This window comes from Acinetobacter sp. WCHAc060033, assembly GCF_004209125.1.
Classification (GTDB): domain Bacteria; phylum Pseudomonadota; class Gammaproteobacteria; order Pseudomonadales; family Moraxellaceae; genus Acinetobacter; species Acinetobacter wuhouensis.
In genome coordinates this window covers 42,374-67,844 of the sequence record NZ_SGSW01000024.1, presented here as the reverse complement: position 1 = coordinate 67,844, position 25,471 = coordinate 42,374, and the positions used below count along the sequence as shown (strand labels likewise).

The 25,471-nt window shown below is 37.0% G+C and carries 24 protein-coding genes and 1 tRNA gene; 9 read left to right on the top strand and 16 right to left on the bottom strand.

Features of this window, described 5'->3' with window-relative positions:
• Positions 1 to 184 precede the first annotated feature (184 nt).
• The 5 genes from EXE10_RS12175 to EXE10_RS12155 all read right to left on the bottom strand — a co-directional run bounded on the left by EXE10_RS12175 (position 185) and on the right by EXE10_RS12155 (position 4,457).
• The gene (locus EXE10_RS12175) at positions 185 to 739 is read right to left on the bottom strand and encodes a flavoprotein (protein WP_130113557.1); all 555 of its coding nucleotides are present in this window, start codon (positions 737 to 739) and stop codon (positions 185 to 187) included.
• Between the two features lie 249 nt (positions 740 to 988).
• Positions 989 to 1,465: an inner membrane protein YiaA gene (gene yiaA / locus EXE10_RS12170; protein ID WP_068976204.1), complete on the bottom strand. Its 477-nt coding sequence runs from the start codon at positions 1,463 to 1,465 to the stop codon at positions 989 to 991.
• Between the two features lie 237 nt (positions 1,466 to 1,702).
• Entirely contained in the window at positions 1,703 to 2,716 is a 1,014-nt protein-coding gene (locus tag EXE10_RS12165) for an LLM class flavin-dependent oxidoreductase (RefSeq protein ID WP_130113556.1), read from the bottom strand.
• A 176-nt stretch (positions 2,717 to 2,892) separates the two neighbouring features.
• Positions 2,893 to 3,450 carry a glycine zipper domain-containing protein gene (locus EXE10_RS12160; RefSeq protein WP_130113555.1) on the bottom strand — a complete coding sequence of 186 codons (558 nt, stop codon included), beginning with the start codon at positions 3,448 to 3,450 and terminating at the stop codon, positions 2,893 to 2,895.
• A gap of 572 nt (positions 3,451 to 4,022) precedes the next feature.
• The gene (locus EXE10_RS12155) at positions 4,023 to 4,457 is read right to left on the bottom strand and encodes a hypothetical protein (protein ID WP_068976201.1); all 435 of its coding nucleotides are present in this window, start codon (positions 4,455 to 4,457) and stop codon (positions 4,023 to 4,025) included.
• Between the two features lie 393 nt (positions 4,458 to 4,850).
• Between EXE10_RS12155 and prfA the strand changes: the two genes are divergently transcribed.
• Both prfA and prmC read left to right on the top strand, forming a co-directional pair.
• Positions 4,851 to 5,939 carry a peptide chain release factor 1 gene (gene prfA, locus EXE10_RS12150; protein ID WP_130113554.1) on the top strand — a complete coding sequence of 363 codons (1,089 nt, stop codon included), beginning with the start codon at positions 4,851 to 4,853 and terminating at the stop codon, positions 5,937 to 5,939.
• Entirely contained in the window at positions 5,940 to 6,758 is an 819-nt protein-coding gene (prmC, locus tag EXE10_RS12145) for a peptide chain release factor N(5)-glutamine methyltransferase (protein WP_130113553.1), read from the top strand.
• 65 nt (positions 6,759 to 6,823) lie between these two features.
• Here prmC and EXE10_RS12140 read toward each other — a convergent pair whose 3' ends face one another.
• The 5 genes from EXE10_RS12140 to EXE10_RS12120 all read right to left on the bottom strand — a co-directional run bounded on the left by EXE10_RS12140 (position 6,824) and on the right by EXE10_RS12120 (position 11,464).
• Positions 6,824 to 7,735, bottom strand: coding sequence for a bestrophin family protein (locus tag EXE10_RS12140; RefSeq protein ID WP_130113552.1), 912 nt, complete (start codon positions 7,733 to 7,735; stop codon positions 6,824 to 6,826).
• Positions 7,736 to 7,847: 112 nt separating this feature from the next.
• Positions 7,848 to 8,663, bottom strand: a complete 816-nt coding sequence (locus tag EXE10_RS12135) for an ABC transporter permease (protein ID WP_130113551.1) — start codon at positions 8,661 to 8,663, stop codon at positions 7,848 to 7,850.
• Positions 8,663 to 9,634, bottom strand: coding sequence for an aliphatic sulfonate ABC transporter substrate-binding protein (locus EXE10_RS12130; protein ID WP_130113550.1), 972 nt, complete (start codon positions 9,632 to 9,634; stop codon positions 8,663 to 8,665). The genes EXE10_RS12135 and EXE10_RS12130 overlap by 1 nt, the downstream gene beginning before the upstream one ends.
• Positions 9,635 to 9,913: 279 nt before the next feature.
• On the bottom strand, positions 9,914 to 10,261 hold the full coding sequence (locus EXE10_RS12125) for a hypothetical protein (RefSeq protein ID WP_130113549.1): 348 nt from the start codon (positions 10,259 to 10,261) through the stop codon (positions 9,914 to 9,916).
• A gap of 177 nt (positions 10,262 to 10,438) precedes the next feature.
• Positions 10,439 to 11,464, bottom strand: a complete 1,026-nt coding sequence (locus EXE10_RS12120) for an AraC family transcriptional regulator (RefSeq protein ID WP_130113548.1) — start codon at positions 11,462 to 11,464, stop codon at positions 10,439 to 10,441.
• Positions 11,465 to 11,684: 220 nt separating this feature from the next.
• Here EXE10_RS12120 and EXE10_RS12115 point away from each other — a divergent pair, with 220 nt between their 5' ends.
• The 3 genes from EXE10_RS12115 to EXE10_RS12105 all read left to right on the top strand — a co-directional run bounded on the left by EXE10_RS12115 (position 11,685) and on the right by EXE10_RS12105 (position 16,135).
• Entirely contained in the window at positions 11,685 to 12,455 is a 771-nt protein-coding gene (locus EXE10_RS12115; protein WP_068976193.1) for a 3-hydroxyacyl-CoA dehydrogenase, read from the top strand.
• 265 nt (positions 12,456 to 12,720) lie between these two features.
• Positions 12,721 to 13,860, top strand: coding sequence for an acyl-CoA dehydrogenase family protein (locus EXE10_RS12110; protein WP_130113547.1), 1,140 nt, complete (start codon positions 12,721 to 12,723; stop codon positions 13,858 to 13,860).
• Between the two features lie 628 nt (positions 13,861 to 14,488).
• Positions 14,489 to 16,135: an AMP-binding protein gene (locus tag EXE10_RS12105; RefSeq protein WP_130113546.1), complete on the top strand. Its 1,647-nt coding sequence runs from the start codon at positions 14,489 to 14,491 to the stop codon at positions 16,133 to 16,135.
• Between the two features lie 148 nt (positions 16,136 to 16,283).
• On the opposite strand, the gene EXE10_RS12100 is transcribed toward EXE10_RS12105, so the two are convergent.
• The 4 genes from EXE10_RS12100 to EXE10_RS21485 all read right to left on the bottom strand — a co-directional run bounded on the left by EXE10_RS12100 (position 16,284) and on the right by EXE10_RS21485 (position 20,284).
• Positions 16,284 to 17,006, bottom strand: coding sequence for a pirin family protein (locus tag EXE10_RS12100; RefSeq protein ID WP_130113545.1), 723 nt, complete (start codon positions 17,004 to 17,006; stop codon positions 16,284 to 16,286).
• Between the two features lie 372 nt (positions 17,007 to 17,378).
• Complete coding sequence (locus EXE10_RS12095) at positions 17,379 to 19,439, bottom strand: TonB-dependent receptor domain-containing protein (RefSeq protein WP_130113544.1); 2,061 nt, start codon at positions 19,437 to 19,439, stop codon at positions 17,379 to 17,381.
• A 494-nt stretch (positions 19,440 to 19,933) separates the two neighbouring features.
• Positions 19,934 to 20,010 (bottom strand) — tRNA-Ile (locus EXE10_RS12090).
• Positions 20,011 to 20,140: 130 nt separating this feature from the next.
• Positions 20,141 to 20,284, bottom strand: a complete 144-nt coding sequence (locus EXE10_RS21485) for a hypothetical protein (RefSeq protein WP_161553511.1) — start codon at positions 20,282 to 20,284, stop codon at positions 20,141 to 20,143.
• A gap of 349 nt (positions 20,285 to 20,633) precedes the next feature.
• Here EXE10_RS21485 and EXE10_RS12085 point away from each other — a divergent pair, with 349 nt between their 5' ends.
• Entirely contained in the window at positions 20,634 to 21,197 is a 564-nt protein-coding gene (locus EXE10_RS12085; RefSeq protein ID WP_068976188.1) for a 1-acyl-sn-glycerol-3-phosphate acyltransferase, read from the top strand.
• A 107-nt stretch (positions 21,198 to 21,304) separates the two neighbouring features.
• Positions 21,305 to 22,057 carry a YebC/PmpR family DNA-binding transcriptional regulator gene (locus tag EXE10_RS12080; RefSeq protein ID WP_068976187.1) on the top strand — a complete coding sequence of 251 codons (753 nt, stop codon included), beginning with the start codon at positions 21,305 to 21,307 and terminating at the stop codon, positions 22,055 to 22,057.
• A gap of 105 nt (positions 22,058 to 22,162) precedes the next feature.
• Here EXE10_RS12080 and EXE10_RS12075 read toward each other — a convergent pair whose 3' ends face one another.
• Both EXE10_RS12075 and EXE10_RS12070 read right to left on the bottom strand, forming a co-directional pair.
• On the bottom strand, positions 22,163 to 22,636 hold the full coding sequence (locus EXE10_RS12075; RefSeq protein WP_130113543.1) for an Lrp/AsnC family transcriptional regulator: 474 nt from the start codon (positions 22,634 to 22,636) through the stop codon (positions 22,163 to 22,165).
• A 151-nt stretch (positions 22,637 to 22,787) separates the two neighbouring features.
• The gene (locus EXE10_RS12070) at positions 22,788 to 23,354 is read right to left on the bottom strand and encodes a hypothetical protein (RefSeq protein ID WP_130113542.1); all 567 of its coding nucleotides are present in this window, start codon (positions 23,352 to 23,354) and stop codon (positions 22,788 to 22,790) included.
• Here EXE10_RS12070 and EXE10_RS12065 point away from each other — a divergent pair.
• Together EXE10_RS12065 and EXE10_RS12060 are read left to right on the top strand one after the other, a co-directional pair.
• A complete protein-coding gene (locus EXE10_RS12065) occupies positions 23,353 to 24,132 on the top strand; it encodes a HesA/MoeB/ThiF family protein (protein WP_130113541.1) in 780 nt (259 codons plus the stop codon). The genes EXE10_RS12070 and EXE10_RS12065 overlap by 2 nt on opposite strands.
• Before the next feature lie 39 nt (positions 24,133 to 24,171).
• Positions 24,172 to 25,470 carry an ABC1 kinase family protein gene (locus tag EXE10_RS12060; protein WP_130113540.1) on the top strand — a complete coding sequence of 433 codons (1,299 nt, stop codon included), beginning with the start codon at positions 24,172 to 24,174 and terminating at the stop codon, positions 25,468 to 25,470.
• The last annotated feature ends 1 nt before the right edge of the window (position 25,471 follow it).

Genomic DNA, 25,471 nt, shown 5'->3' with positions numbered 1-25,471 from the left:
TAGGAATTAGGAATTAGGAATTAGGAATTAGGAATTAGGAATTAGGAATTAGGCGGTTAAATCGTTTTGAATCAGGATTGAAAAGGCTTGCTGATGTGATGAACCATTTTGGACTTAGAAAAACCATTGAAAAAATGGGGGTAAGAGAAGTCTCAAAGAAGACTTCGCTTAGAATTGGGGGGAATTAATAAGTGCTAATCATCAAATCTGCAAAATGTTCAACACCGTCCATGCTTTGAATCGCATTTTCTGTAATTTTAACGATGGGCCAAGTAATTAACTGACAGTTATTGCGTTGTAGTGCTTTGTAATAGCTATCTGATTTAAAAAATACTTTGGTTTTTGCTGCAGAATTCGGCATGAGTTGACGTTTTAACCATTGTTCTTGGACTTGTGATTCTAGAAAACGAATAGACAACATGGATTTAACTCGCTGATTAAACAAACGACGGTTTTTAATAATCAGGGGATGTGAAACCAGTTTTTGCACACCTTTTTCAGTCTGAGGCAAGATAAAGGCAGGGGCGATCTGAAATACTTTAACAAATTCAGCTGAATTTAAAATGTGATCTAAATGGGTAACTGTCAATTGATCAGCACCAATAATCGCGACCTTTAATCCTGAAAAGTCCGTCATTTTGATCTCAGATGAAGCGATACATTTACCTTTATAGCATTTAAAAAACTCAGGTAAATTTTGAAAAAAACCTTCGGTTTGGCTCTTGTTCCTGTCGAGCATATTCTTTCCTTTTTTTATTTATGAACAGCGGTTCGTTCCATATTTACTTATATATCCAACTCAGAAATTTTGCTTGAGTTTGTGCAAGCTTGCCAGTCATCCTCAAGCTTTTGGTATTGACGATTGATTTTGAGAAAAATACTTTGAAAGTTTATTTGATTTGATACGAATTCTATCTATCCAAAATATACAAATTGGATTGATAGAATTCGCCATATAATGTGTGAATTATCGTTTTAATTTTAGAGATTATAAAACATCTTCTTTATTTTCAATCTCTTTTGACTCGATGTTTTGAGTGATATGAGGTAATTCTTGAGTATTATGTGTGCGCAAGTATTCTAGGTCTCGAATATTCTTTTGAACAGCAACAGAACCAAATAAGCTCAATAAAAATGCCATGATATAAAAACCCTTTTCGCTTAAAGTCATGGTTGCATTCCATAACCCTAAAGCTAAAAGTACAATGCAAATCGCGACCGAAGCCCAACATAGTCCATAATAAATGGCAGTCACTTGCTGACCTTCTAATTTATCACGAACAATTTTCTGTAATGAAACAGCAGAAAACAAACCATAAAGAATGAGAATGAGGTAGTAGCCTTTTTCATTCAACTGAATTTGTGCGTTGAATAAGCCAATACAATAAGCTGCAGCTCCTGCAAGCAAGGCAATCCAACTCACGGCAATAAAAGCGGGGGTGGGTTTGTTGATATATTGATTCATGGTTGCCTCTTATTGATTTTCTATAGATTTTTATATGATCTATTATGCTGATTTGAAAAGAGATGGCAATTTATTTCAAGTTGGTCTCTATTGATGAAAAATCATAAAGCGATGTGAATTATAAAATTATGCTAAAAATCAAATAAATGTGATGTCGTTTTTATTTTTTTAATTAAAAAAACCAAAATGAAACATGGCGTCTCATTTTGGTAAAGAGGAAAAGTGACTATGTCTGTATTATTTTTTCAAATCCATCAATAAGCTAAAGTTTTCTAAACGCTTTTTTGTGTCATAAATATCGCAAGTAAAAATAAATTCATCGACTTGGTATTTTTCTAAAAGCTGTTCAAGACCAGTTTTTACTGTTTCAGGAGAACCAATTTGTGCCATGCCTAAGAAGTTTTGCACTGCCATTTTTTCGGAAACAGACCAACGCCCCTCCATACTGTCCACAGGTGGTTTAAGTTTTAAACTTTGTCCTGTTAATAAGGCTTGAATCCGTTGGTAAACACTGGTCGCTAAATATTGTGCTTCTTCATCGGTTGGTGCCACTACAGTTGGAACGCCCATCGACACAAAGGGTTTGTCCAAATATTGCGATGGTTCAAAATTATCACGATAAAGTTGAATGGCTTGTCCTAGCATTCTTGGCGCAAAGTGTGAGGCAAATGAATAGGGTAGACCTAATTTTGCTGCAAGCTGCGCGCTAAATAAACTTGAACCCAATAACCATACAGGGACATGTGTACCTTGTCCTGGTGTGGCTTTAATTCTTTGATTAGGTTGAGTGTCAGCAAAATAACTCAGAATTTCTAAAACATCTTGTGGAAATTGATCTTCAGTTTCTTGGCGACCACGTCGAAGCGCTCGCATGGTCATTGGATCTGTACCAGGCGCACGCCCTAGTCCAAGCTCAATACGGTTTGGGTAAAGTGTGGCGAGAGTTCCAAACTGTTCAGCGACAACCAAAGGCGCATGATTAGGTAGCATAATACCACCTGAACCCACACGGATATTTTGTGTATTGGCAAGGATATAGCCCAATAAAACTGCTGTTGCTGAACTGGCAATACCATCCATGTTGTGATGTTCAGCTAACCAGAGTCGGTCATAGCCTAAACGCTCAGCATGCTGCGCAAGTTCTAAGGCATGTTTAAGGGAGAATTCAGCATTTTGATCTTCACGGACAGGTGCAAGTTCAAGTATTGAGAACTTGGTGTTGTTAAACGAATTGTCTGTTGAAACTGACATTTTTAAACTCTTTAATTCATATATCGAAATAATACGATATGAAATGTGAAATGTATATCGATAATTTTCGATATTTTGTTTCCATGTGTTTAAGTCATTATTATTTTGGTTTTTTAAATGGTTTTACCGTAGACATGAAAAAAGCACTCGAAAGTGCTTTTGGTATTTCAGAGAAATTAGTCTTTCCAGTTTTTCCAACGGTTTTGATTTTTGTACTGACCATAATGGTTGCCGTTGTCTTTACGGTATCCACGATCATTATAACGATAATTGGTATTACGGTATCCATAACGGCTGCGGTCATAGCGGTCATCGTATCGATCATAACGGTTATCATATCTATCGCCGTAACGATCATCATAGCGTCGGTCATCGCTGACTTTTTTACCAAGCGAAGCACCACCAGCTGCACCTAGACCTGCACCAATATAACCACCAGTTGATGTACCTGTTACATTACGTCCAACGGTATAACCACCTGCACTACCTAAAGCACCACCGATAATTGCACTATTACGGTCACGTTTATTTGATGCTGCGCCTGCACCGACACCACCACCGATTGCTGACCCGATCATTGCACCTGTTGAGCCACCCATTTGTTGACCAATTGCTGCGCCAACTACGCCACCAAGGGCAGAGGTCAATGCTGTATTGGTTGAGTTACCTGCATGAGCAGTTGAAATCATTGCTGTTGCGATTACCGCTGCACCAAATATTGCTTGTATTTTCATTTCAAACTCCGTGTCGAAGCTTCTTCGAATTATTTAACTTGAGATGATCATATCGAAACATATAGCAATAATTATGGATACGGATGTAATCAATTTCACAATTTTGTGTCTAGATTGTATTTTCCATCTATGATTTTTATTCATAATTTAAATAAGTCTATAATTCACAATATGTTATGTTTCTATTTAGAATGCCTTTATTTTAAATATTAAAAATTGATGTGGATGAGCGTGCAATAGAGAAAATAAAGCTTTATTTCATTGTTCTAAAATGAATTTCTCTATGCTATTTTGCTGTAAATAATTCCAAATCATTCAGTGTGGTTATGACTCTCATAGAGCTTGATTGTAAAAATAGGTCTCATTTGTTGTTTGGTTAATTCACGATTTTCTAAAATCAATTAATCTTCGGATATGTGTGTGGTAAATAATAGACATCCAACAATCTAAAAGGTATTCATCATCAAGTGAATTTAGCAGCAACTTTTGGTTTTTAAATTTATAATTTTTAAATAGATGAATACATTAAAACGAAAAAAGCACCCAAAGGTGCTTTTCAGATCATCCACGTTTTAGTGGTTATGACGACGATGCTTTTTGTAGTACTTTTTATTGTACTTACGTTGATCATAATGGCGGTCTTCAGATACTTTTTTACCGAGAACCGAACCACCCGCAGCACCTGCGGCAGCACCAATATAACCACCCGTTGTTCCACCAACATTTTTACCAACGGTATAACCACCAACACCACCTAAACCACCACCAATCGCAGCAGCTGTACGGTCACGACGATTTGTAGAAACTGCGGCACCACCTGCGCCACCGATTGCTGAACCAATCATTGCACCAGTGTTACCACCCATTTGTTTACCAATTGCGGTACCCGCAACACTACCTAAAGCTGAAGTAGCGGCAATTCGAGTTGAGTTGTCTGCATGAGCGCTCATTGTAAATAATGAAGTTACTGTCAAAGCAGTACTCAATAATAATGTATTTAATTTCATATGTTGCTCCATGTCCTGAATAATCGGACAGCTCTATCTCTCTTTTCGATGAGGTAAATGTAACAAAAATTTTTCCTGAAAATGTGGAGATGATCCTGTTAATTGATAGTGTTTGGTATCTGAATGTATGTTTTCTATTAACAATGTGACTTAAACGGCTAATTTAAAAACAAAAATGAAAATTGAGAAGAAAATGTGGGGCATGAATGTGGTTTTACTTGAAATATAAAAGTTAATTTCGCAAGTTTGTATTTTCCTGTCGAGATAACAGTGTCATTTAAAAGTCATAGTCGTTAAACTATGCGCAATTTTAGAATTTTCTTAGCGACTTTGAAATGCACGGTAGATCAGGCATTGAAGTTGGTTAAGGCTTAGATTGAGAATGTAGTTAAAATGAAAGAATCGTTACGTTTACGATTAGATCAACTTTGTGATCGACATGAAGAGTTAGAAGCATTATTGGCTGATGTAGAAGTTATTTCAGACAATAAGCGTTTCCGTAATTTGTCACGTGAGCATAATGATTTAACTGAAATTACCAATGTTTGGAAGCAATATAAGCAAGCTGAAGAAGACATTGAAACTGCTGAAGTGATGCTGGCAGATCCAGATTTCAAAGAAATGGCGGTTGAAGAGATTAAAGAGAATAAAGCTTTAATCGAACAGCTTGAAGCTGATTTAAATATTCTCATGATTCCAAAAGATCCGAATGATGCCAACTCTGCTTATTTGGAAATCCGTGCTGGAACAGGTGGTGATGAGGCTGCGATTTTCTCTGGTGATTTATATCGTATGTATAGTAAATATGCCGAAACACAAGGTTGGCGTATTGAAATTCTGTCTGAAAATGAAGGCGAACACGGTGGCTATAAAGAAGTTATTTGCCTGATTAATGGTGAAGGCGTCTATGGTCGCTTGAAATTTGAAAGTGGTGCACATCGTGTGCAACGTGTTCCTGCGACTGAATCTCAAGGTCGTGTACATACTTCAGCATGTACTGTGGCGATTCTCCCTGAAATTGATGTTGATACCACGGTTGAAATTAATCCATCAGAATTACGTATTGATACTTACCGTGCTTCGGGGGCGGGTGGTCAGCACATTAACAAAACCGATTCGGCAGTGCGTATTACTCATTTACCGACTGGAACAGTGGTGGAATGTCAGGACGAGCGTTCACAGCATAAAAACAAAGCTAAAGCGATGGCTTTATTAGTTTCTCGTTTGGAAAATGCTAAACGTGCTGCTGCCGATGCTGCAACTTCGGAAATGCGCCGTGATCTCGTCGGATCGGGTGACCGTTCTGAACGTATTCGTACTTATAACTATCCGCAAGGTCGTATGACAGATCACCGTATTAATTTAACTTTATATAAGTTGGATGCGGTGATGGAAGGTGATTTGACAGAATTGTTAGATAGTTTACATCGTGAATATCAAGCGGATCAGCTTGCGATGCTTGCACAGCAAAATGGTGGCTAAGTGAATATTGCACAGGCTTTAGCCTTACGTGGTGAACCTGAAAGCTACGAACGCCAAGAAAATGCATGGTTGCTTGAGCACATTACCAAAATTGATTCTTTTGATTTGGTGATGAAAAAAGAGCAAGAACTGACAGTTAAACAAGAACAGCAATATGTGGATGGTTTGAAACGTATTGCTGAAGGTGAGCCTTTGGCGTATGTCACAGGTTCGCAACCGTTTTGGACGCTTGATTTAACGGTAACTAAAGATACTTTAGTGCCTCGTCCTGATACTGAAATCTTGGTGGAAACTGTTTTAAAACTTGAATTGCCTGAAGATTGCCGTGTTGTTGATTTGGGTACGGGTACAGGTGCTATTGCTTTATCATTGGCTAGTGAACGTCCTGAGTGGCAAGTGACTGCAACAGATATTTATGAACCGACTTTAGAAGTGGCTTTGCATAATGCTGAAAAGCATGAGTTGGATCATGTGAAGTTCTTTTTAGGCAGTTGGTTTAAGGCTTTAAATCGTCAATATTTTGATGTGATTGTGTCGAATCCGCCTTATATTGATGCTGATGATGAGCACATGGCAAATCTTGCGACTGAACCTGAGCGTGCTTTGGTGGCAGACAATCATGGCTTGGCGGATATTGAGCATATTATTCAGCAGGGCAAGAAGTGGTTAGCCGTTAATGGTTGGATTGTCCTTGAGCATGGTTATGATCAGGGTGAAGCGGTTCGCAATATTTTTAAGGGTGCGGGTTTTAAGGAAGTTCGTACTGTAAAAGATTATGGTGGGAATGATCGTGTGACTTTGGGACAGTGGCAGAGTTAGTTTTATTTACAGCCTCAACTTTCCCTCTCTCTAACTCTCTCCCAAAGGGAGAGAGGACTTCTTTGTTAAGTCAAATTACTTCTCACTAATTGAATCGGTTCTAGTAATTCTTCGCCCAATGACGTCAGCATTTCTCTTTCAATCAGTCGAGTGATTGAATTTAAAGGTAAGTCATTGTCCTGTAAACCAAAAGGTTCTTCAAGTTCAGCACTTAAAGCATCTAATCCTAAAAATAAATAAGCTATCAAACTGACAATCACAGGTGTCCAAATTCCTAGACTTGATTCCAAGCTAAAGGGAAGAATCAGGCAAAAACAATACACAGTACGATGTAATAAAACTGAATAAGAATAAGGCAAAGGAGTACTTAAAATACGGTCACAGCCTGCTTGAATTGCACCTAATTCTACAATGTGATGATTCAACCCTTGGTAAATAATATCGGAAATTTCACCTGATTTTAGGGATTGTACCAAGGACTTTTGGATTTCTTCCAAGACAAATTGTGATGCATTGATATGTGAGGAGAGCGCATTGAATTGTTGTTCATTGAAATTTACTTTATCACGATAATATTCAATAGATTGTGAACTATTTCTAAGTCGATTGCGCAGTAAACCTGTAAATAGCATTACACGATACATCATGATTCTGCGTTCATTATCATTCAAGACATGACTATCACGTGAAATATGGCGAGAAGTGGCGATTAAAGCGCCCCACAGTTTACGTCCTTCCCACCAGCGATCATAACATGCCGTATTTCTAAAGCTCAGAAATATTGACAAAATAATCCCAAAAACAGTGAAACCAATCGCAGGTACAGCAGGAAACGTAAAATAATGCTGTGAGGATAAATACACGATGATCGTCGAGATCAGTACGACTATACTTAAGGCAGGTAATACTTTAGGAAGAATCGTGCCATGCCATGCGAATAGCAGGGCAAAGCTATTACTTTTATCTCGGATGATCATGCTGTTTACCTACATATAACTTTGCCAGTGTTTCATAGACAAAACTATAAATGCAAGTTTCAAATAGGAAAATAAAAAAAACGGCTGAGTAAAAGCCGTATTTCTTCATGATTTAGGTTCGCCAGCGTAAAAGCCAGTTTTCAATCCATTTCATCAGCGTATCGGTCAATTTACCCAGTACTGCCAATAAAATGATTGCGATAATCACTATATCTGGTCGGGAGGTTTCACGACCATCACTCAGTAAATAACCTATGCCTTGTGTTGCAGCGATTAATTCAGCAGCAATCATAAACATCCACGCCAAACTTAAACTGTTTCTTAAACCCACTAAAACTCCTGGTGAAGCAGCAGGGAGTATGATTTGAAAAATAGTTTGTAAATAATTCAAGCGATAGACTTTGGCGACTTCCAGTAATTTTTTATCTACACCATGAATGGCTGAAACGGTATTGGTATAAGTTGGAAAGAAAGCCCCAATCGCAATTAAAGTAATTTTAGAAGCTTCATCAATTCCTAGCCATAACAACAATAGAGGAATCCATGCAAGACTCGGAATTGATTTAATCGCTGAGAATGTTGGTTCTAAAAATTCTTCAATGTGTTGATTCAAACCCACCGCAATTGCAATAATCAGTCCAAGAGCACTACCCACAAAAAAACCGAAAAAAACTCGCCATGTACTGGTATATACATGCGTGAATAAATCGCCATTGACTAGATCTTTAAAAGATTCAAATAAGCTACTCGGTGCTGGAAGAAGATATGGTTCAACCCAACCAGCACGAACAAAATATTCACAGAGTAAAATGAACAAAACTGGGATGGTTATTGCTTTTAACCATTTAATGAGCTTGGCTTTTATAACAACTTTTTTGACAGCCGTAGGTGCAATTGTATTGACTGCTGAAGCCGAAATTTTATTCATTATTTCCCAACAACCTTTTGCGCATATTTACTATCAAATAATTGATCAATTACTTGGTTGACATTGGTGCCTTTGCGGACTAATTCTTCTTCATTCAAAATTGTTCCTGCTTTTTTCAACGCATTTAAATGTTTCGCTGTTGGAATATTCTGATCGAGGTTGGTTCGGCTGAGTTGAAGTTTTGCAACTTCGAGTGGTAATTTTGCTTCACGCGCTAAAAGTTCGGCAAGTTTGTCAGGATTTGCTTTTGCCCATTTACGTGCTTGTTCATAGGCTTTTATGACGGCATCAATAGCTTCAGGACTTTGAGTTGCAAATTGATCTTTTACACTTAAAACACTATAGCTATTAAATGAAATATTACGATAAAGAAGTTTAGCACCTGATTGTAATTGGGCTGAAGCCATAAGTGGGTCAAGACCTGCCCAAGCATCAACTTGTCCACGTTCTAATGCAGTTTTGCCATCTGGGTGCTGTAAATGAACAAGTTGAACATCTCGTTTGTTTAAATTAACTGTTTCAAGTGCTTGAAGCGTGAAAAGGAACGGATCAGTTCCTTTGGTTGCCGCAATTTTCTTCCCTTTTAAATCTTTTAAAGTTTTGATCGTTGAATTTTTAGCAACGACTAATGCTGTCCATTCTGGTTGACTTTGAATATAAACAGTTTTGATTGGGCTTCCATTGGCACGACTTAATACTGCAGCTAGTCCAGCTGTTGAGGCAAAGTCTATACTGCCACTATTTAGATATTCAAGTGAACGGTTACTGCCTTGGCTAAAGACCCATTTGACCTCTGTTTTAGGTAAAGCTTTTTCTAACAGTTTTTGCTCTTTGACGACTAAACTTGTTGGTGCGTAGTAAGCATAGTCAAGTTTTAATGTTGTAGGAATGGCTGCGAATGATGAGGTGGCTGTCAAGCTAAGAGTCAGACCTGAAACAAGCGTTGTCAATTTTTTGCCGAAAGATTTCATAAATACTCCATAAAATTCAAAGAGAAAACAGAATAGATATGTATAGTTTTTACGATGTAAGTACAAAAAAGAAAAATAGATAAAGACTTCATGAAAATTGAATTAATTATTATGTTTTAATTAAGTGCTTTATTTTAAATGTAATTTTAATATTTAATTTGTGTAATCTATATTATAGACAATTAAATGAAACACTTATCTAATAATTTTCTTAGTATATTTTTCTGAATATATAAAAAACGGCATCATAGAGATACCGTTTTTATAATTAAGTGACTTTTATACAAGATAGTCTTCTAAACAATCCGCAATTTCAATTTGGTCTAGGCTGCCTGTTTCGAGTGTGAGACACAATGCAACGATTTTTGCAGTGTCAGCAAGATTTTCTTTTTGCATTGCTAAACCCGAACGAATTGCATTCAAGCGATCTTGGGTAATATCAAGTGCTTGAGCAAGATCAAGTGGATTATTATTGCTAAAAAAATGCTGCATTGCATGGTCAAAATCTTGATCGGGCGCATTGAGTATGCCGTCGATTAATTCATCGAAATGTTCATTTTGAGCAGAAAGTGAATGGATAAAATTTTGAACTAGATTGTGGTCTAGTACATCAATCATCTTAATCATGGTAGTGACCTGAAGGTGATTAAAGGGGAGGAGTTTGACGCAGGAGTGAGCAGAAAGACTGCTCTAAATTGAGTGAAAATTATACCGAATTGGTTTAAAAAGCAATCTTATTCAGACGAACTGTAAATATTTTCTAAAATCATGGAGATGGTTTTCTAAACACAAATATTTAAAAAATCAGCCAATACTTTGTAGATCACGGTAAGCGCCTGGACTAACGCCTACCCATTTTTTAAATGCACGATGGAAGGCACTGACATCCTGAAAATTCAACTGATCACTGATGTCTTGTAAGCTGTCCGTCGATTGTGTGAGCAAATCAATCGCCATGTCACGTCGAATATCATTTTTAAGTTGCTGATAACTCATACCTTCATTTTTTAAACGGCGTTGAAATGTCGCTTCGGAAATATTGAGTTGTTGTGCAAGTTCACTCAGTTCCAACCATTCACATGGGGTAATTGAAAGCAGTTGTTTTCGAATGATTGAGCTGAGCGCTAAAGGATTTTTAAAACGAATCAGTAAGTTTTCAGGGCTATTTTTGATGAATTCATACCATGATTTTTGATCACGTTTAATTTGAATATTTAAATAATTGGCATCAAATTGCAGATAATTTTCATCTGCGTTATAGCTGATTTTTTCGCAGAAACGCACGCGGTAATCTTGGTCATCGATTGGAGGGGTGCATTTTAATTGTAATTGATTCAGGATAATCCGTTGATCAGCCAACCAACAGATCAGACTATGAATCAGCATGATATAGGTGGCATAGGAAAACATTCTTTTATTTTGTAATTTATTAGTAATGACAATGTATGCATAATTTTCATCAATAATCAGTTTGCTGGAAAAATCATCCAAAATAAAATTGAAATATTGCAGTATTTGTTCAATTGCATTTCTAAGCGTGTCTGTATGCATGACCATTTTAGACAATAATTTATAACAACCACGGCGCATAGGATGGCTGTCCATACCGAAAAATTCGTCATCCATCACATTGGCAATTTCAGTCCATAATTTTGCATAGGTCGAAACTGAAATCCGTGCTTTGGGTGCATGAAACAATTCAAGTGGAATTTCTGCTTGATTTAGAATGTGATGAGGATCAAAGCCCTTTTGCGTAGCATCAATCAGCGCTTCTTGTACGAGTGCAATTGAAATGGTGCCTTTATTTTCACTGAATTGTTGATTAATCACGGTCTATTCCATTATCTTGTGATTGATTTTTGCACAGGCAATTTTAAATTGTCCAAATCCATCATACAGGATGCAACTTTTGGAAATTGTACTCAAGCTTGACAATGTTTACTCTGCATCTTAAGTCGAAAAAGTATGATTTGCCATTCAAAGCTTGTGATTCAAAACTCACAATTTGAAACTGCTATTCAAAAAATTTTTAAACAATCAGGAAAATAAAATGAAAATTGAAGGAAAAGTTTTTGTTGTTACAGGCGGTGCTTCAGGTCTTGGCGCTGCAACGGCTACACACCTTGTTGGGCAAGGTGCAAAAGTGATTATGGTCGATATGAACCAAGCACTTGGCGAAGAAATGCAAAAGCGTTTAGGTGAAAAATCTAAATTCGTTCAATTGGATGTGACGGATGAAGTTGCTGTTGAGCAATTCTTCAAAAATGTTGAACAAGATTATGGTCAATTGAATGGTTTGATTAACTGCGCAGGCATTGGACCATCGGCAAAAGTTTTGGGTAAAAATGGTATTCATGCTTTGGCAGATTTCCAAAAAGTTCTAAATATTAATGTTTCAGGTACGTTCAATATGTTGCGCTTTGCTGCTGATGTGATTTCACGTTATGAGCTAAAAGCAGGTGAAGAAGAACGTGGTGTGATTATCAATACAGCCTCTGTCGCGGCTTTTGATGGTCAAATTGGTCAAACCGCATATTCAGCTTCAAAAGGTGCGGTGGTTGCAATGACTTTACCATTGGCACGTGAATTGGCACGTGAACATATTCGGGTGATGACGATTGCGCCAGGGATCATGGAAACCCCTATGTTGAAAGCCTTACCGCAAAATGTTCAAGATGCTTTAGGTGCGATGGTGCCATATCCACCACGTTTGGCAAAGCCTGAAGAGTTTGCACATTTGGTTGGGCATATTTGTGAAAATGGCTATTTAAATGGTGAAGTGATCCGTTTAGATGGCGCAATTCGTATGCAACCGAAGTGATTGTAAATTCTTAACGATACCCAATTCACAATGCGAGTTTTATTTTTTTAAAAAGATGAGGCATATCGTTCTGTACGTTTAAATAATTAAACTTTTTATTTTCTTGCAGCAATTCCCCTCATCCTAGCCTTCTCCCAATGGGAGAAGGGACTTCCAATATAAATTTTTATTGTGAGTGAATAAATTTAAGATTTCGAATTATTTTTAGAACAGACTTAAAAATGCAAGTGTGTAAAAACAGAATATTACAGGGATGGATATTTAAATGATTTTAAATGAAGAACAAAAAATGGTTCAGGATATGATGCGAAACTATTCGCAAAATAAACTGAAACCGACTGCGGCTGAACGCGATAAAACTTCGCAATTTCCTGCCCAAGAACTGAAAGAATTAGGTGAATTAGGCGCTCTAGGCATGACCGTGTCTGAACAATGGGGTGGTGCAGGGCTAGATTATATTTCATTGGTGGCTGCGATTGAAGAAATTGCCGCAGGTGATGGTGCGATCTCCACTATTGTCAGTGTACAAAATTCATTGCCTTGTGGAATTATTCAAAAATATGGCACAGAACAACAAAAACAAGATTATTTAACAAAACTCGCTACAGGTGAGTGGCTTGGTTGTTTCTGCTTAACTGAACCACAAGCCGGCTCTGATGCAGGTGCGTTGTTGTGTAAAGCGGAACGTGATGGGGATTCGTGGGGCATTAACGGTACTAAGCAATTTATTACCACAGGACAAAATGCCCAAGTGGCGATTGTATTTGCCATTACCGATAAATCCGCAGGGAAAAAAGGAATTTCCTGTTTTATTGTTCCAACAAATACACCAGGTTATATCGTTTCTCGAATCGAAGACAAAATGGGACAACATTGTTCAGATACGGCAACGATTGTTTTTGAGAATTGTCGGATTCCCGCAGAAAATTTATTGGGTCAAGAAGGTGCAGGCTACAAGATTGCATTGTCCAATTTGGAATCAGGGCGTATTGGTATTGCTTCACAATGTGTTGGTATGGCGAGGGCAGCGTTGGATGCAGCTGTGGAATATGCCAATGAGCGTAAAGCTTTTGGTGTGGAATTGGTTCAACATCAAGCAGTGGCATTCCGTTTAGCAGATATGGCGACTCAGATCGAAGCGGCAAGACAGTTGATTTACCATGCGGCCTGTTTAAAAGATGCAGGACTGCCGTGTTTAAAAGAAGCCTCGATGGCGAAGTTATTCGCTTCGGAAATTGCTGAAAAAGTTTGCTCGGATGCGATACAAATTCATGGTGGTTATGGCTATGTGTCTGATTTTCCTGTAGAGCGGATTTATCGTGATGTACGTGTCAGTCAAATTTATGAAGGGGCTTCTGATATTCAGCGCTTGGTGATTGCACGGGAAGTGATACAGGCTCAATAGAGGTATTTAGCACTCATTTTGAATTAGCATTTGAAACTTATATTCTGATGTTACGCATTAACATAAAAACAGCTTTTGTTTCTCGATAAAATTGGATACGCGATAACGTCATCCGCAACGTGTTTGAGGCAGGACTACTTCTAATCAGGTATGTTTCTGCGATGCATTCAACTGTTTGACGGAAGTTGACGAGTTTTGCGGATGACAATGGTTTTGGGTACTTTTGCCGAAACAAAAGTACCTCGAGCCGAAGGCTAATCCCTAAATCAAAACTTTTGATGTAAGACTCTGCCGAGAAGAATTAAGACAATTTAAAAAATGAGTGATTTTTTCCCAATGAATAACATCAGTTAATATTTTAAAATTCAATAACTAAAATGAAAGGATGAATAGATGTTCGTCCTTTTTTATTGTGCAAAATTAATGTGTAAATGAGGTTGTTCAAAAACTGCAACACAATTGAGGTATTTGGAAATTGTGTGCAAATTCTAATCATGATTATCTATAGACATCAGTCAGCGTGTTGAATGATTCAACATGTTTAATAAAAGCTAAAAACCTAAATAGCAAAAAGCTAAATGGACAGACAAATCGAGATGATTTGTATAATTGAAACAAGGATATGGACATGAAAACACTAGAACAAGCCTACCAAGAATTTGATTATGAACAATTGATCGAAACGCAATTGTTCGGCAATCCTCAATCCATCAATGCCTATGAAGAATGCTGTGAACGTTATATCGGTTTAAATAAAGTGGCTTTGATTTGGCAGGGTAAAAATGGTGAATCATCTCAGTGGACATTTGAACAATTGGCAGAAGCATCGGCAAAGCTCGCCAATTATTTTCAACAGATCGGCTTGAAAAAAGGTGATTGTATCGCAGGGCTTTTGCCTCGTACGCCTGAATTACTGATTACGATTTTTGCAACTTGGCGGATCGGTGCGATTTATCAGCCTTTATTTACCGCATTTGAATCGAAAGCTATAGAGCATCGTGTTGAAACTGCACAAACTCAATTGATCGTGACCAATGAAGAACAACGCCCAAAATTAAATGCTATTCAACTTGCGAATATTCTCACTGTTCATCAACAGGATACTGCGCATAGACAAGATCCTGACTTTTGGACAGAAGTAAATCAGCAGTCAGCTGAACAATCGCCTGTGATGCTGACTTTTGAAGATGATTTTTTAATGATGTTTACTTCAGGAACGACAGGCTTGGCGAAGTCTGTACCTGTGCCATTAAAAGCAGTCTTGGCATTCAAAGAATATATGCGCCATGCAGTTGATTTACGTGAAGAAGATTCTTTTTGGAATCTCGCAGATCCAGGTTGGGCTTATGGTTTGTACTATGGCATCACAGGTCCATTGGGTTTAGGGCATAGTATTATCATGGATGAACGTGCGTTTAGTGTGGACAATGCTTTAGAGATTGTTCGTCAATATAAAGTCAGTAATTTGACAGGTTCGCCTACAGCATTTCGTATGTTCTTTGGCTTTAAAGAAAAATTTGATGAAACGATTAAATCACATCTGCGTGCAGTCAGCAGTGCAGGTGAACCTTTGACACCTGAGGTGATTCATTGGTTTAAAAATGATTTAGAGGTCAATATTTACGATCAATATGGACAAACTGAATTAGGCATGGTGATCGGTAATCATCATGCTTTAGAACATCCGATTAAAATTGGTTCGGCAGGATTTGCTAATCCTGGGCACCGTTTCGCCGTGTTGAATCAAAATAATGAAGAAGTAGAACAGGGCGGAATTGGTACGCTTGCAATCGATTTTTCACGATCACCACTCACATGGTTTAAGGGCTATGGTGGTAATAATCGTAAATCATTTGTTGGAAATTATTATTTAACAGGGGATACAGTTCGTTTTAATGAGCTTGGTGGGGTTGATTTTATTGGTCGTGCTGACGACGTCATTACAACGTCAGGTTATCGTGTTGGACCGTTTGATGTCGAAAGTACTTTATTGGAATGTACAGAAGTCCTTGAATCGGCAGTCATTGGTAAGCCTGATCCTGAACGGACTGAAATTGTGAAAGCATTCGTGGTATTGAAACCGCAATATACTGGTTCGGATGAGCTTAATCTCAAATTACAGGATTATGTCCGCTCTCGTTTATCAAAACACTCTTATCCACGTGAGATTGAATTTGTGGAGAGTTTGCCAAAAACCTCAAGCGGGAAAATTCAACGTAATTTATTAAAACAACAGGAAATTGCCAAGATGCAAGGGATTCAACAGGTGAGTTAATTCTTAAGAAAAATATTTTACAGTTCCATGCTTTGCACCCGAAAGGGTGCTTTTTTTAAATAAAGTCTAGAAAGCTTTAAACATTTGGAGCAAAAAAATGCCTTAGCGAACTAAGGCATTTTGAGTACTTTATTGAGAATTTTCAATATTACGCCATGCTTGGACGTTCTTCTGGGCGCATATCAAACAAAAGAATCTCAGCTTGATCACCACCACTGAAACTCAGTGTACCACCCTCACGAATACGTGCAGCATCACCGGTGTTGAACAGTTGACCATTGACCAACAGGCTACCTTTGGCGACATGTAAGTAAACATAACGACCTTCAGGAATCGTGAATTCAGCGCTTTCATCACCATTGAACAAGCCTGCATAGATACGAATATCTTGTTTGACCGCAATGGTTTTGTCACCGCCTTGTTCAGAAATCATCAAATGCAATTTGCCACGTTTGTCTTCAGGGGCAATATTAATTTGTTGATAGCCAGGTGTAGTATTAACTTTATTCGGCACAATCCAAATTTGTAAAAAGTGAACATTTTCCTGTGCTGAATGGTTAAATTCACTGTGCGCTACACCACTGCCTGCGCTCATTAATTGAATGTCACCAGGAATAATCACAGAACCTGTACCCATCGAGTCTTTGTGTTCAAGCGCACCTTCAAGCACATAGGAAATGATTTCCATGTTACGGTGAGGGTGGGTACCAAAACCTTTGGATGGCGCTACAGTATCATCATTGATCACCAACAGATCTGAGAAACCGACTTGTTTTGGATCCCAATAGTCTGCAAATGAAAAACTGTGTTTTGACTGTAACCAACCGTGATGTGCTGCACCACGTTCTTGAGATAAACGCATATCAAACATTGTAATTCTCCGTAATTTAATTTTTAACCATGAATAAATCATAGCGGAGAAGCTCTATTGAATAAGCGCTGAAAATGAAAAGCTAAGTATGATTTTTAGAACGCTGAAAGTGCGTAACAGAACGTTGTTTATATAGAGGTGTATGTTTCGCTTCAATAGGAACTTAGCAGTTTTAGTGCTATGACCAGCTTTTAGACTATTCCAGACATAGGTGAATTTATATGCGATTCTTTTTAGTTGCCTTATGCTTAAACTGGTTGTTAGGTTTAAATTACAGCAAACTGAATTCAATAAAATGAAGAAAGATTCCTAAATATTTATCAAAGTAGGAATCTTTCGTATTGATTATTGAATATTTTCTAATTTAAAAAATTAGAACTTATAGGTTGCACCTACAAATACTTTTTGACGTTCTACTAAATAAGCATCAGATCCATTTGAAAGTTTTTTATCCAGTAAATTAATAAAACCACCGCGAATCGTAAGATTATCATTCACTTTATAATTGCTTGCTAAATTTACAATGGTATGTGGTTTTTGCATGGTTGAGGTTGTAGTCTTTTCAGTTAAATACTGTTTACCAAGGTATTGCGCTGATAAATCAATATTTAAGGGATCAATAGGTTGCCAATTTAATGATGAATTGATGGTTAATTTTGACGTAGTAAGTAATGTAGTACCTGTATCCTCATTTTTAGCTTTTAAGAAGTAGGTTGCGTTGTTGTTCCATTTTAAATTGTCTAAAATTGGGAAATTTGCAACCATTTCTAAGCCACGTGTTACAGCGCTTTGAATATTTTCATTACGTGTGAACCAAACACCGTTTCTAACACCTAAAGGGGAATATGCAATTTTGTTTTTAAAATCTGTATGGAAGAATGTCAAACCTAGATCTGTCCCAAAACCAGTATAATTGACACCTATTTCGTAATTTGTACTTTCTTCAGGTTTTAGATTAGGGTTACCTGTCATATAACATCCACCACTAATATAGGTTAGATCTTTGCCTGTAGCCATATCTTTCCAAACTTGACCTTTTAAGCCGTTACATCCATTACCCCCAGACTGTGTTGCAGCTCCAGGCGTTGATTCTTTGACAGTCGGAGCACGAAAACCTTTTGCAACCCCACCTTTAATCACTAAGTCATCTGTGGCGCTAAAAACTAAATAACCGCGTGGGCTATGATGCGTACCATATTTATCATCATGATCTAAACGATCACCCACGGTCAATTTTAAATTGTCTAAAAGGCTGATGTTATTTTCAAGAAATAAAGCCCAGCTTTTATTGTCTACTTTAGGATTTGTATAACTTTGACCATCCCAACTTCCTCCTGGTAGAGTTCCGATGGTGTCAGTATTTGTGAGCTCTTGTTTCTTCCATTGACCACCCAAAGTTAATACCTGATCAAATACGGCTTCAAAAGGCATGGTTAAATTGCCTTCAACGATGAGTTCATTAGATTTTGTTATGGAGTCTGCGATACTTGAATCATAATCATTGTAATAAGCACTTAATTTCGACTTACCAATATTCCATTCACCATCATGCGAAATACTCACTGAGTTATGCTCCAACTCTGCTGCACCCCAGCTAGTGGCAACTTCAGCACCTGTGGTTGGATTAATTCTAGAACCTTTTTCATTTTTTTGAATGCTATGCCCAGCTTCAAAACTTAATGAGTGCTGATCAGACGGCTTATAATGCAGCATTGCATTATAGTTTTGATCTTGGGAACCTGTTGTTCCACTTCCTGCAAGGTATTTTTTATCAGCTTCGCGTTCTGTTAAACCAGCAGTAAGTCGTAAACCTAAAGTATCCGTTAAAGGGCCTGCAGCCATTATACTTGTTTGTAGAGATGTTCCTAAATCTGAAGATGTAGTTGGTTGAGTGTAGTTAAGCGTTGCATTTCCGCCCCATTTATTTGGAATTTTCTTCGTGATGATATTGATAACACCACCCATTGCATCTGAACCATAGAGCGATGACATAGGGCCACGTACAACTTCAATTCTTTCGATCATGTCTGGTGTAATCCAGTTTAAATCTTGACGACCTAAATCAGGACGATAATTTGTATCACGTGAAGACCCGATACGTTTGCCATCGACTAAGATCAAAGTGTAATTTTCTGGTAAACCACGTAATTTAATTTTTGATCCTTCACCCGATGGGCTTATACCACCAGTTACGCCCGGAACTTTACTTAACAATTCTGCAATGCTACCTACAGGTTGTTTTTCAATATCTTCACTCGTAATGACACTGATACTTGCAGGTGCTTCTTTAATATCAACAGCTTCACTACTTGCAGTAACAACAATAGTTTGTAGTTGAGCTGTTTTATCTTGTGTTTCAGCAGAATAAGTTGAAAACGACATCGCGGTTAAAATAGAAAGTGAAAGTGTTTTTAGTATCAATTGTTTATTCATGTTAATACACCACTTAATTTTGGGGGGATTGTGAAGGAAGTGTTGCGTATTGTATTTGCTTGTAATCGCTAATGCAAACAATAATGATAATTAATATCATTAAGATATGTGTAATTGTATAGTAATAATGGTCGTTACTTAGTTTTTGGGGGAGTTATTAGGGGAAGGGAATAGAATTAAATTATTAATATATAATAAATTTTTAAGTATTTTTTGTATTTATAGCGTCGTATTACTTTGATTTTAAATCTGCATTGATAGTTCGAGCGGCTTCCTACGGCTTATGACAGTATCTAGTTTTGGGTGAGTTGTTTCATGGTTATTGATTGATTTTATTAAAAACCATGTAAATAGTATGTGTATGAGGTTTGGTTTATTATAGGCGTGTCATTTTTTACATTATTCGCTATTTAGTGGTTTCCATAGGCTAAAGCCAGTTTCTCTACAACAGATAATAAAAAACCTCATAAATCATTGATCTACGAGGTTTAATATGGTGGGCCCGCCCAGACTTGAACTGGGGACCAACGGATTATGAGTCCGCTGCTCTAACCAACTGAGCTACAGGCCCTATAAATACTGCTATTGCAAGTATTTTCGTTGAAGAATACTAGCGAAAATAAAATTGAATTACAAGAACTTTAACAAGTACTTAAATTTAATGGATAAATTTTAAACATTGTTTAGGGGGAGATATTAAATTATTGATGATCATCAGTACTTTGGGCAATTACATTGAGTGATTGATTGGCTTGTTTACGTTTATCTAAATAAATATCAAATGCGCTCCAAGCACATATGATCAAAAATACTGAAACAATAACAACAAATAATGTAATAAGCATGCTGCAATCCTTTTGCGCATTTTCGAATTTTGAGCTTGTGGCTCATTAAGACTAAAGTCTATATGATTCATCGAAATCTGAATATATTTATTTGATTAATTTTAATACAAAAAATCACTTATACCATTGTTTTTTATTATGAATGTTGGATTTTTATATGCGGTAATTATCATAAATTTTAGATTGAAAAAACTATTTCACATTTTAAGTAAATTTACTTTTTACTCATAGGAGAATATAAATAACAAAATAAATATACAAATGTAAAAAAATAATCAGAATAGAGATTGTTTTTTTTAGTTTTTACTCCGACAATTTGCGTATTACGATTTTATGACAGCAGGTTTCTATGAAAAAGTTGTTAGGAGAGCTTACTTTTAAGCTATCAGGTTGGTCATACGAAGTTGATCCAAGTGTATTAGAAAAAAAACAAGTTATTATTGGTTTTGAACATACTTCAATGATGGATGCCGTCCTTTCACTCGCTATTTTCCAAATTTATGATATAAAAATTCATACTTTAATTAAAAAAGAACTATTTAAAGGTCCAATGAAACCTATTTTAGAAAAAATAGGGGGCATTCCAGTTGATCGTAAATCAAACAAAGATATTGTTTCGCAAATGGTCGAGCATTTTCAAAATAATGATGAGTTCAATTTGGTGATTGCGCCTGAAGCAACTCGTGCAGAACGAGGTCAAGCACGTAAACCGATTCGTACCGGCTTCTGGCATATTGCCAAAGCAGCTGGTGTTCCGATTGTTTTGATGTATGCAAACTCTAAAACAAAGCAGGGTGGGATTTTTGGAAAGATCTATCCAACAGACTTAGATCAAGATTTGGCGGAAATCAAGCGCTTATATAAAGAGCATACAGGCTTGGATATTGTGATTCCTGAACAAAAAAATACTTAATTTGTTCTAAATCTAAAAAATAAGCCCTTTTTCAAAAAAAAGCGCTTATGGTAGAATTGCAAAAAATTTGATATGGCATAAGGCCAATCTACAGGAGCATATTTCGCATGGCGGGTCATTCCAAGTGGGCTAACACAAAGCATCGTAAAGCAAAACAAGATGCGAGCCGCGCTAAAGTATTCACAAAATTTATTCGTGAAATCGTAACAGCAGCTCGTTTAGGTGGTGGTGATGTTGCATCTAACCCACGTTTACGTGCTGTTGTTGAAAAAGCATTGGTCGCAAATATGACACGCGATACCATCAACCGTGCCGTTCAGCGTGGTGTTGGTGGTGAAGAAAATGCTGACTTGAAAGAAGTCACTTATGAAGGTTATGGCGTTGGTGGTGTAGCTGTGATTGTGGAAACAATGACAGATAACTTAAACCGTACTGTTCCAGATGTTCGTCACTGTTTCTCTAAAACGGATGGTAATTTAGGTACTGCGGGTTCAGTGGCTTATATGTTTACAAAACGTGGTGAAATTTCTTTTGAAGATGTATCTTTAGAAGATAAAATCATGGAAATCGCTTTGGAAGCAGGCGCAGAAGACATCGAAGTGGATGAAGAAGAGATCTTAGTCATCACAACTCCTGAAGCATTTGGTGATGTACAAGATGCTTTAACAGCAGCAGGTTTAAAATCTGACAATGCAGAAGTGACGATGAACCCATCAACAAAAGCATTAATTTCTGATATTGATCAAGCGAAAAAAATCGTAAAAATGATTGATATGTTTGAAGATTTAGATGATGTTCAAAACGTTTATACCAACGTTGAATTCACTGACGAAGTAATGGCTGAATTAGATGCGATGTAAGTTAACTTACTCAAACTAAAAAACCTCGAATTAAAAAAACGCACCTCAGAGTGCGTTTTTTATTTTTCATTAATATTAAAACTTAAAATCGTGCACATTGTTCAACTAAACTCTATTCAACAAGCCAGTGCAGTTAAATACTTGTTTATATTCTTTAATCACAAAACTAGAGTGGAGTGCAACGACATGTTCAATTTTCCCGATTCTTTTCAGTAAAATTTCACTGTAATTTTCCATGTCTTTGGCAATCACTTCGACCAAGAAATCTGCTGTTTGTCCTGTCACTAAAAACGCATTAATGACTTCAGGAATATTTTCAAGCTCTTCTAGAAATTTAGCAAAGGTGTCAGTATCGTGTTTACTGAGTGAGATTTGTAAAATTACATGCAGTTTAAAACCTAATTTTTGAAAATTAATATCACGTTTTAAATTGGTCATAATATCGGTTTCAATCAGGTGTTTGATCCGACGATGTACAGAGCTGACAGATAGATTGATTCGTTCTGACAGCTCGTTTAGGTTGATATCTTCATGGGTTAAAATTTCAAGAATTTGTTTGTCGTAGCGGTCAAGTTCCATGATTGTCTTCCAAATGGAAATATTTTCTCCTTCAATGTATCTTTTTTTATTATTATTTTCAATATATTAATAATAAATGAGAAATAAAACCTTAGAATTATTCATTAATGGGAATTTTTATTTTAAATAAATAGGGTGTTCATAAGTTTCATTATTTTTTAGAGGATTCTTCACATACATCAATTCCCGAAATATTATAGTGGTTGTCCATAGTCCATTGATTAAGATTATCAAATTTAAACTCGTATCCCGAACTAGTTGTTTGGGGAGAATTAGTTGGGAAAAGAATTGATAATTGGTTATTTTTTCCATTACATAATTCAAAGTAATACTTTGTTTCTTTTATTACTCGCCAATGATTCTGTATAAGTTGCGATTTTATAGCTGTCATATCTTCTAAACGCATTTTTGATTTATCAATTTGAATTTGCATAGTTTTTACTTCAGGTTTTTTAAAACCGATGTCTATTGCAGGTTGATATTGCGAAAAATATTGATTGGGAACAGTTTCATAAATCCTGATATCTTCAAGATTTGGAGTTGGGTGTGGAAATGTTAGGTGATAAATGAGCATTGCTGATGCAAAACAAATTGTGGTTAATGTTCCAAAGATTTTTTTTAGGTTCATTGTCTTAAAATATTGATTAAGGTTGGAATAATAGCTTTGTAAAAGTGTTATATTGTAAAGCGTAACATCAAAATCGATTGAGTACATCATGAATATGGAATTCGAACTCACCGAAGCAGAAATGCACCTTTATTCACGTCAAATTTTGTTAGATGGATGGGACATAGACGCACAGGAAAAATTAAAACTTGCCAATGTGCTGATCGTGGGTTGTGGTGGGATTGGTTGTACTACAGCAGAATTACTCGCGCGTGCAGGTGTCGGTAAAATCACTTTAATTGATGCAGATACTATTGAGATCAGTAATTTACAACGCCAAATAGCCTATACAGAACAAGATGTTGGATTCTATAAATCAGAAATTCTTGCCAAACGATTACAAAGCATCAATCCATTTATTCAAGTTGAAAGTTATACAAATAAGTTAGATCAATCGAATGCACAAGATTTAATTTCTCAACAAGATCTAGTTCTCGATGGTTGTGATAATTTCAAGACACGCTATCTCGTTAATCAAGTTTGCACATCGTCACAAGTCCCGTTAATTAGTGCTTCTGCGATTGGCTTTCAGGGGCAATTGTTTATGGTCGAAGGGGATTCAGCATGTTATGAATGTCTATTCCCAAAAGAACAACAGGCAAATGAAAGTTTACGCTGTGCAGATTCAGGCGTTTTAGCAACTACACCGAATGTCATGGCGAGTTTACAAGCGCATCATGCTTTACTCTTTTTAGGTTTAGGTGCAACACCGCTCAAGCAAAAACTGATGCTTTGGGATGGTTTAACAATGAAACAACGAATTTTAGCCTTTGAAAAAGATAGAGATTGTCCAAACTGTCAGGCAAGCCATACTGCAAATGCTCAATAATTTGCTACACTCAGACAAATTTAATTTTATTTTGACATTATGAAAAATAATATCTTTCTAGATGGTCTGCGTTCAGTTGCCCGAGTGGGGGAAACTGCGGTAATCGCAGCCAAAGCAGGCATTAAATATGCGACTGAAAAACCGAGTAATGCAAAGTTAATGCGTGAAACGTTTGAGTCGCTGGGTTCTACTTATATTAAGTTGGGACAATTTATTGCCAGTACGCCATCACTTTTTCCACGTGAATATGTTGAAGAATTTCAAGGCTGTTTAGATCAAACTCCATCATTGCGATTTAGCTATGTACAAGAAGTTTTGGCATCTGAGTTTGCAGGTCGTGATTTGAGTCAAATCTTTGTTTCAATTGAAGAAAAACCACTTGCATCTGCGTCAATTGCACAAGTGCATGCTGCGAAATTGGTCAGTGGCGAAGATGTGGTGATTAAAGTACAAAAGCCAGGTGTGGAAACCATTCTCTATACAGATTTGAATGTTTTGCATTGGGCGACAAAAATCTTAGAAAAAGCTGTGCCAAAGGTTAAATTTGCTTCATTGGCAGATATTGTCGATGAAATTAAAACCCGTATGGTGCGTGAAGTTGATTTTATTGAAGAAGCACAAAACCTCGATGATTTTGTAAATTATTTAAATGTTTCACAAAATACCGCTGCGACTGCGCCAAAGGTTTATCACCAATATTCAACTCGCCGTGTACTCACCATGCAACGTTTATACGGTGTACCATTAACCGACTTTGACGTGGTTAAAAAAGTGGCTAAAGATCCATCTCAAGTATTGATCACAGCGATGAATACGTGGTTTGGTAGTCTGATGCTCTGTAAATCGTTCCATGCAGACTTACATGCAGGCAATCTGATGTTGCTTGAAGATGGTCGTATCGGCTTTATTGACTTTGGTATTGTGGGTCAATTAAAACCTGAAGTGTGGCAAGCGTGTATGGCATTTATGGATGCGCTACAAAAGACAGATTATCCACTCATGGCTGAAAATATGCTGAAAATGGGCATGACCAGTCAGCAGATTGATACCAAAGTGCTTGCAGATGATTTAGAGCGTTTATTTAGTGGTGTATTATTGGCTGATCCTGCACAAATCATGACTTCTAATCCTTCAGATTTGAATGACATCATGATGGATATGGTTGGCGTAGGTGAGCGTCACGGCATCCGTTTCCCACGTGATTTCGCATTGTTATTTAAGCAAATGCTATATTTTGATCGTTTCATGCGTGTGCTTGCGCCGTATACGGATATTTATGCAGATCAGCGTTTGCAAATGGTGCAAGATTTAGATCCTGCTTCGTTGTTGAAGCATTGAT

Coding starts and splice junctions, on each gene's coding strand:
- EXE10_RS12175 (WP_130113557.1), bottom strand. CDS start 739: ATGCTCGACAGGAACAAGAGCCAAACCGAAGGTTTTTTTCAAAATTTA.
- yiaA (WP_068976204.1), bottom strand. CDS start 1,465: ATGAATCAATATATCAACAAACCCACCCCCGCTTTTATTGCCGTGAGT.
- EXE10_RS12165 (WP_130113556.1), bottom strand. CDS start 2,716: ATGTCAGTTTCAACAGACAATTCGTTTAACAACACCAAGTTCTCAATA.
- EXE10_RS12160 (WP_130113555.1), bottom strand. CDS start 3,450: ATGAAAATACAAGCAATATTTGGTGCAGCGGTAATCGCAACAGCAATG.
- EXE10_RS12155 (WP_068976201.1), bottom strand. CDS start 4,457: ATGAAATTAAATACATTATTATTGAGTACTGCTTTGACAGTAACTTCA.
- prfA (WP_130113554.1), top strand. CDS start 4,851: ATGAAAGAATCGTTACGTTTACGATTAGATCAACTTTGTGATCGACAT.
- EXE10_RS12140 (WP_130113552.1), bottom strand. CDS start 7,735: ATGATCATCCGAGATAAAAGTAATAGCTTTGCCCTGCTATTCGCATGG.
- EXE10_RS12135 (WP_130113551.1), bottom strand. CDS start 8,663: ATGAATAAAATTTCGGCTTCAGCAGTCAATACAATTGCACCTACGGCT.
- EXE10_RS12130 (WP_130113550.1), bottom strand. CDS start 9,634: ATGAAATCTTTCGGCAAAAAATTGACAACGCTTGTTTCAGGTCTGACT.
- EXE10_RS12125 (WP_130113549.1), bottom strand. CDS start 10,261: ATGATTAAGATGATTGATGTACTAGACCACAATCTAGTTCAAAATTTT.
- EXE10_RS12115 (WP_068976193.1), top strand. CDS start 11,685: ATGAAAATTGAAGGAAAAGTTTTTGTTGTTACAGGCGGTGCTTCAGGT.
- EXE10_RS12110 (WP_130113547.1), top strand. CDS start 12,721: ATGATTTTAAATGAAGAACAAAAAATGGTTCAGGATATGATGCGAAAC.
- EXE10_RS12105 (WP_130113546.1), top strand. CDS start 14,489: ATGAAAACACTAGAACAAGCCTACCAAGAATTTGATTATGAACAATTG.
- EXE10_RS12100 (WP_130113545.1), bottom strand. CDS start 17,006: ATGTTTGATATGCGTTTATCTCAAGAACGTGGTGCAGCACATCACGGT.
- EXE10_RS12095 (WP_130113544.1), bottom strand. CDS start 19,439: ATGAATAAACAATTGATACTAAAAACACTTTCACTTTCTATTTTAACC.
- EXE10_RS21485 (WP_161553511.1), bottom strand. CDS start 20,284: ATGCTTATTACATTATTTGTTGTTATTGTTTCAGTATTTTTGATCATA.
- EXE10_RS12085 (WP_068976188.1), top strand. CDS start 20,634: ATGAAAAAGTTGTTAGGAGAGCTTACTTTTAAGCTATCAGGTTGGTCA.
- EXE10_RS12080 (WP_068976187.1), top strand. CDS start 21,305: ATGGCGGGTCATTCCAAGTGGGCTAACACAAAGCATCGTAAAGCAAAA.
- EXE10_RS12075 (WP_130113543.1), bottom strand. CDS start 22,636: ATGGAACTTGACCGCTACGACAAACAAATTCTTGAAATTTTAACCCAT.
- EXE10_RS12065 (WP_130113541.1), top strand. CDS start 23,353: ATGAATATGGAATTCGAACTCACCGAAGCAGAAATGCACCTTTATTCA.
- EXE10_RS12070 (WP_130113542.1), bottom strand. CDS start 23,354: ATGATGTACTCAATCGATTTTGATGTTACGCTTTACAATATAACACTT.
- EXE10_RS12060 (WP_130113540.1), top strand. CDS start 24,172: ATGAAAAATAATATCTTTCTAGATGGTCTGCGTTCAGTTGCCCGAGTG.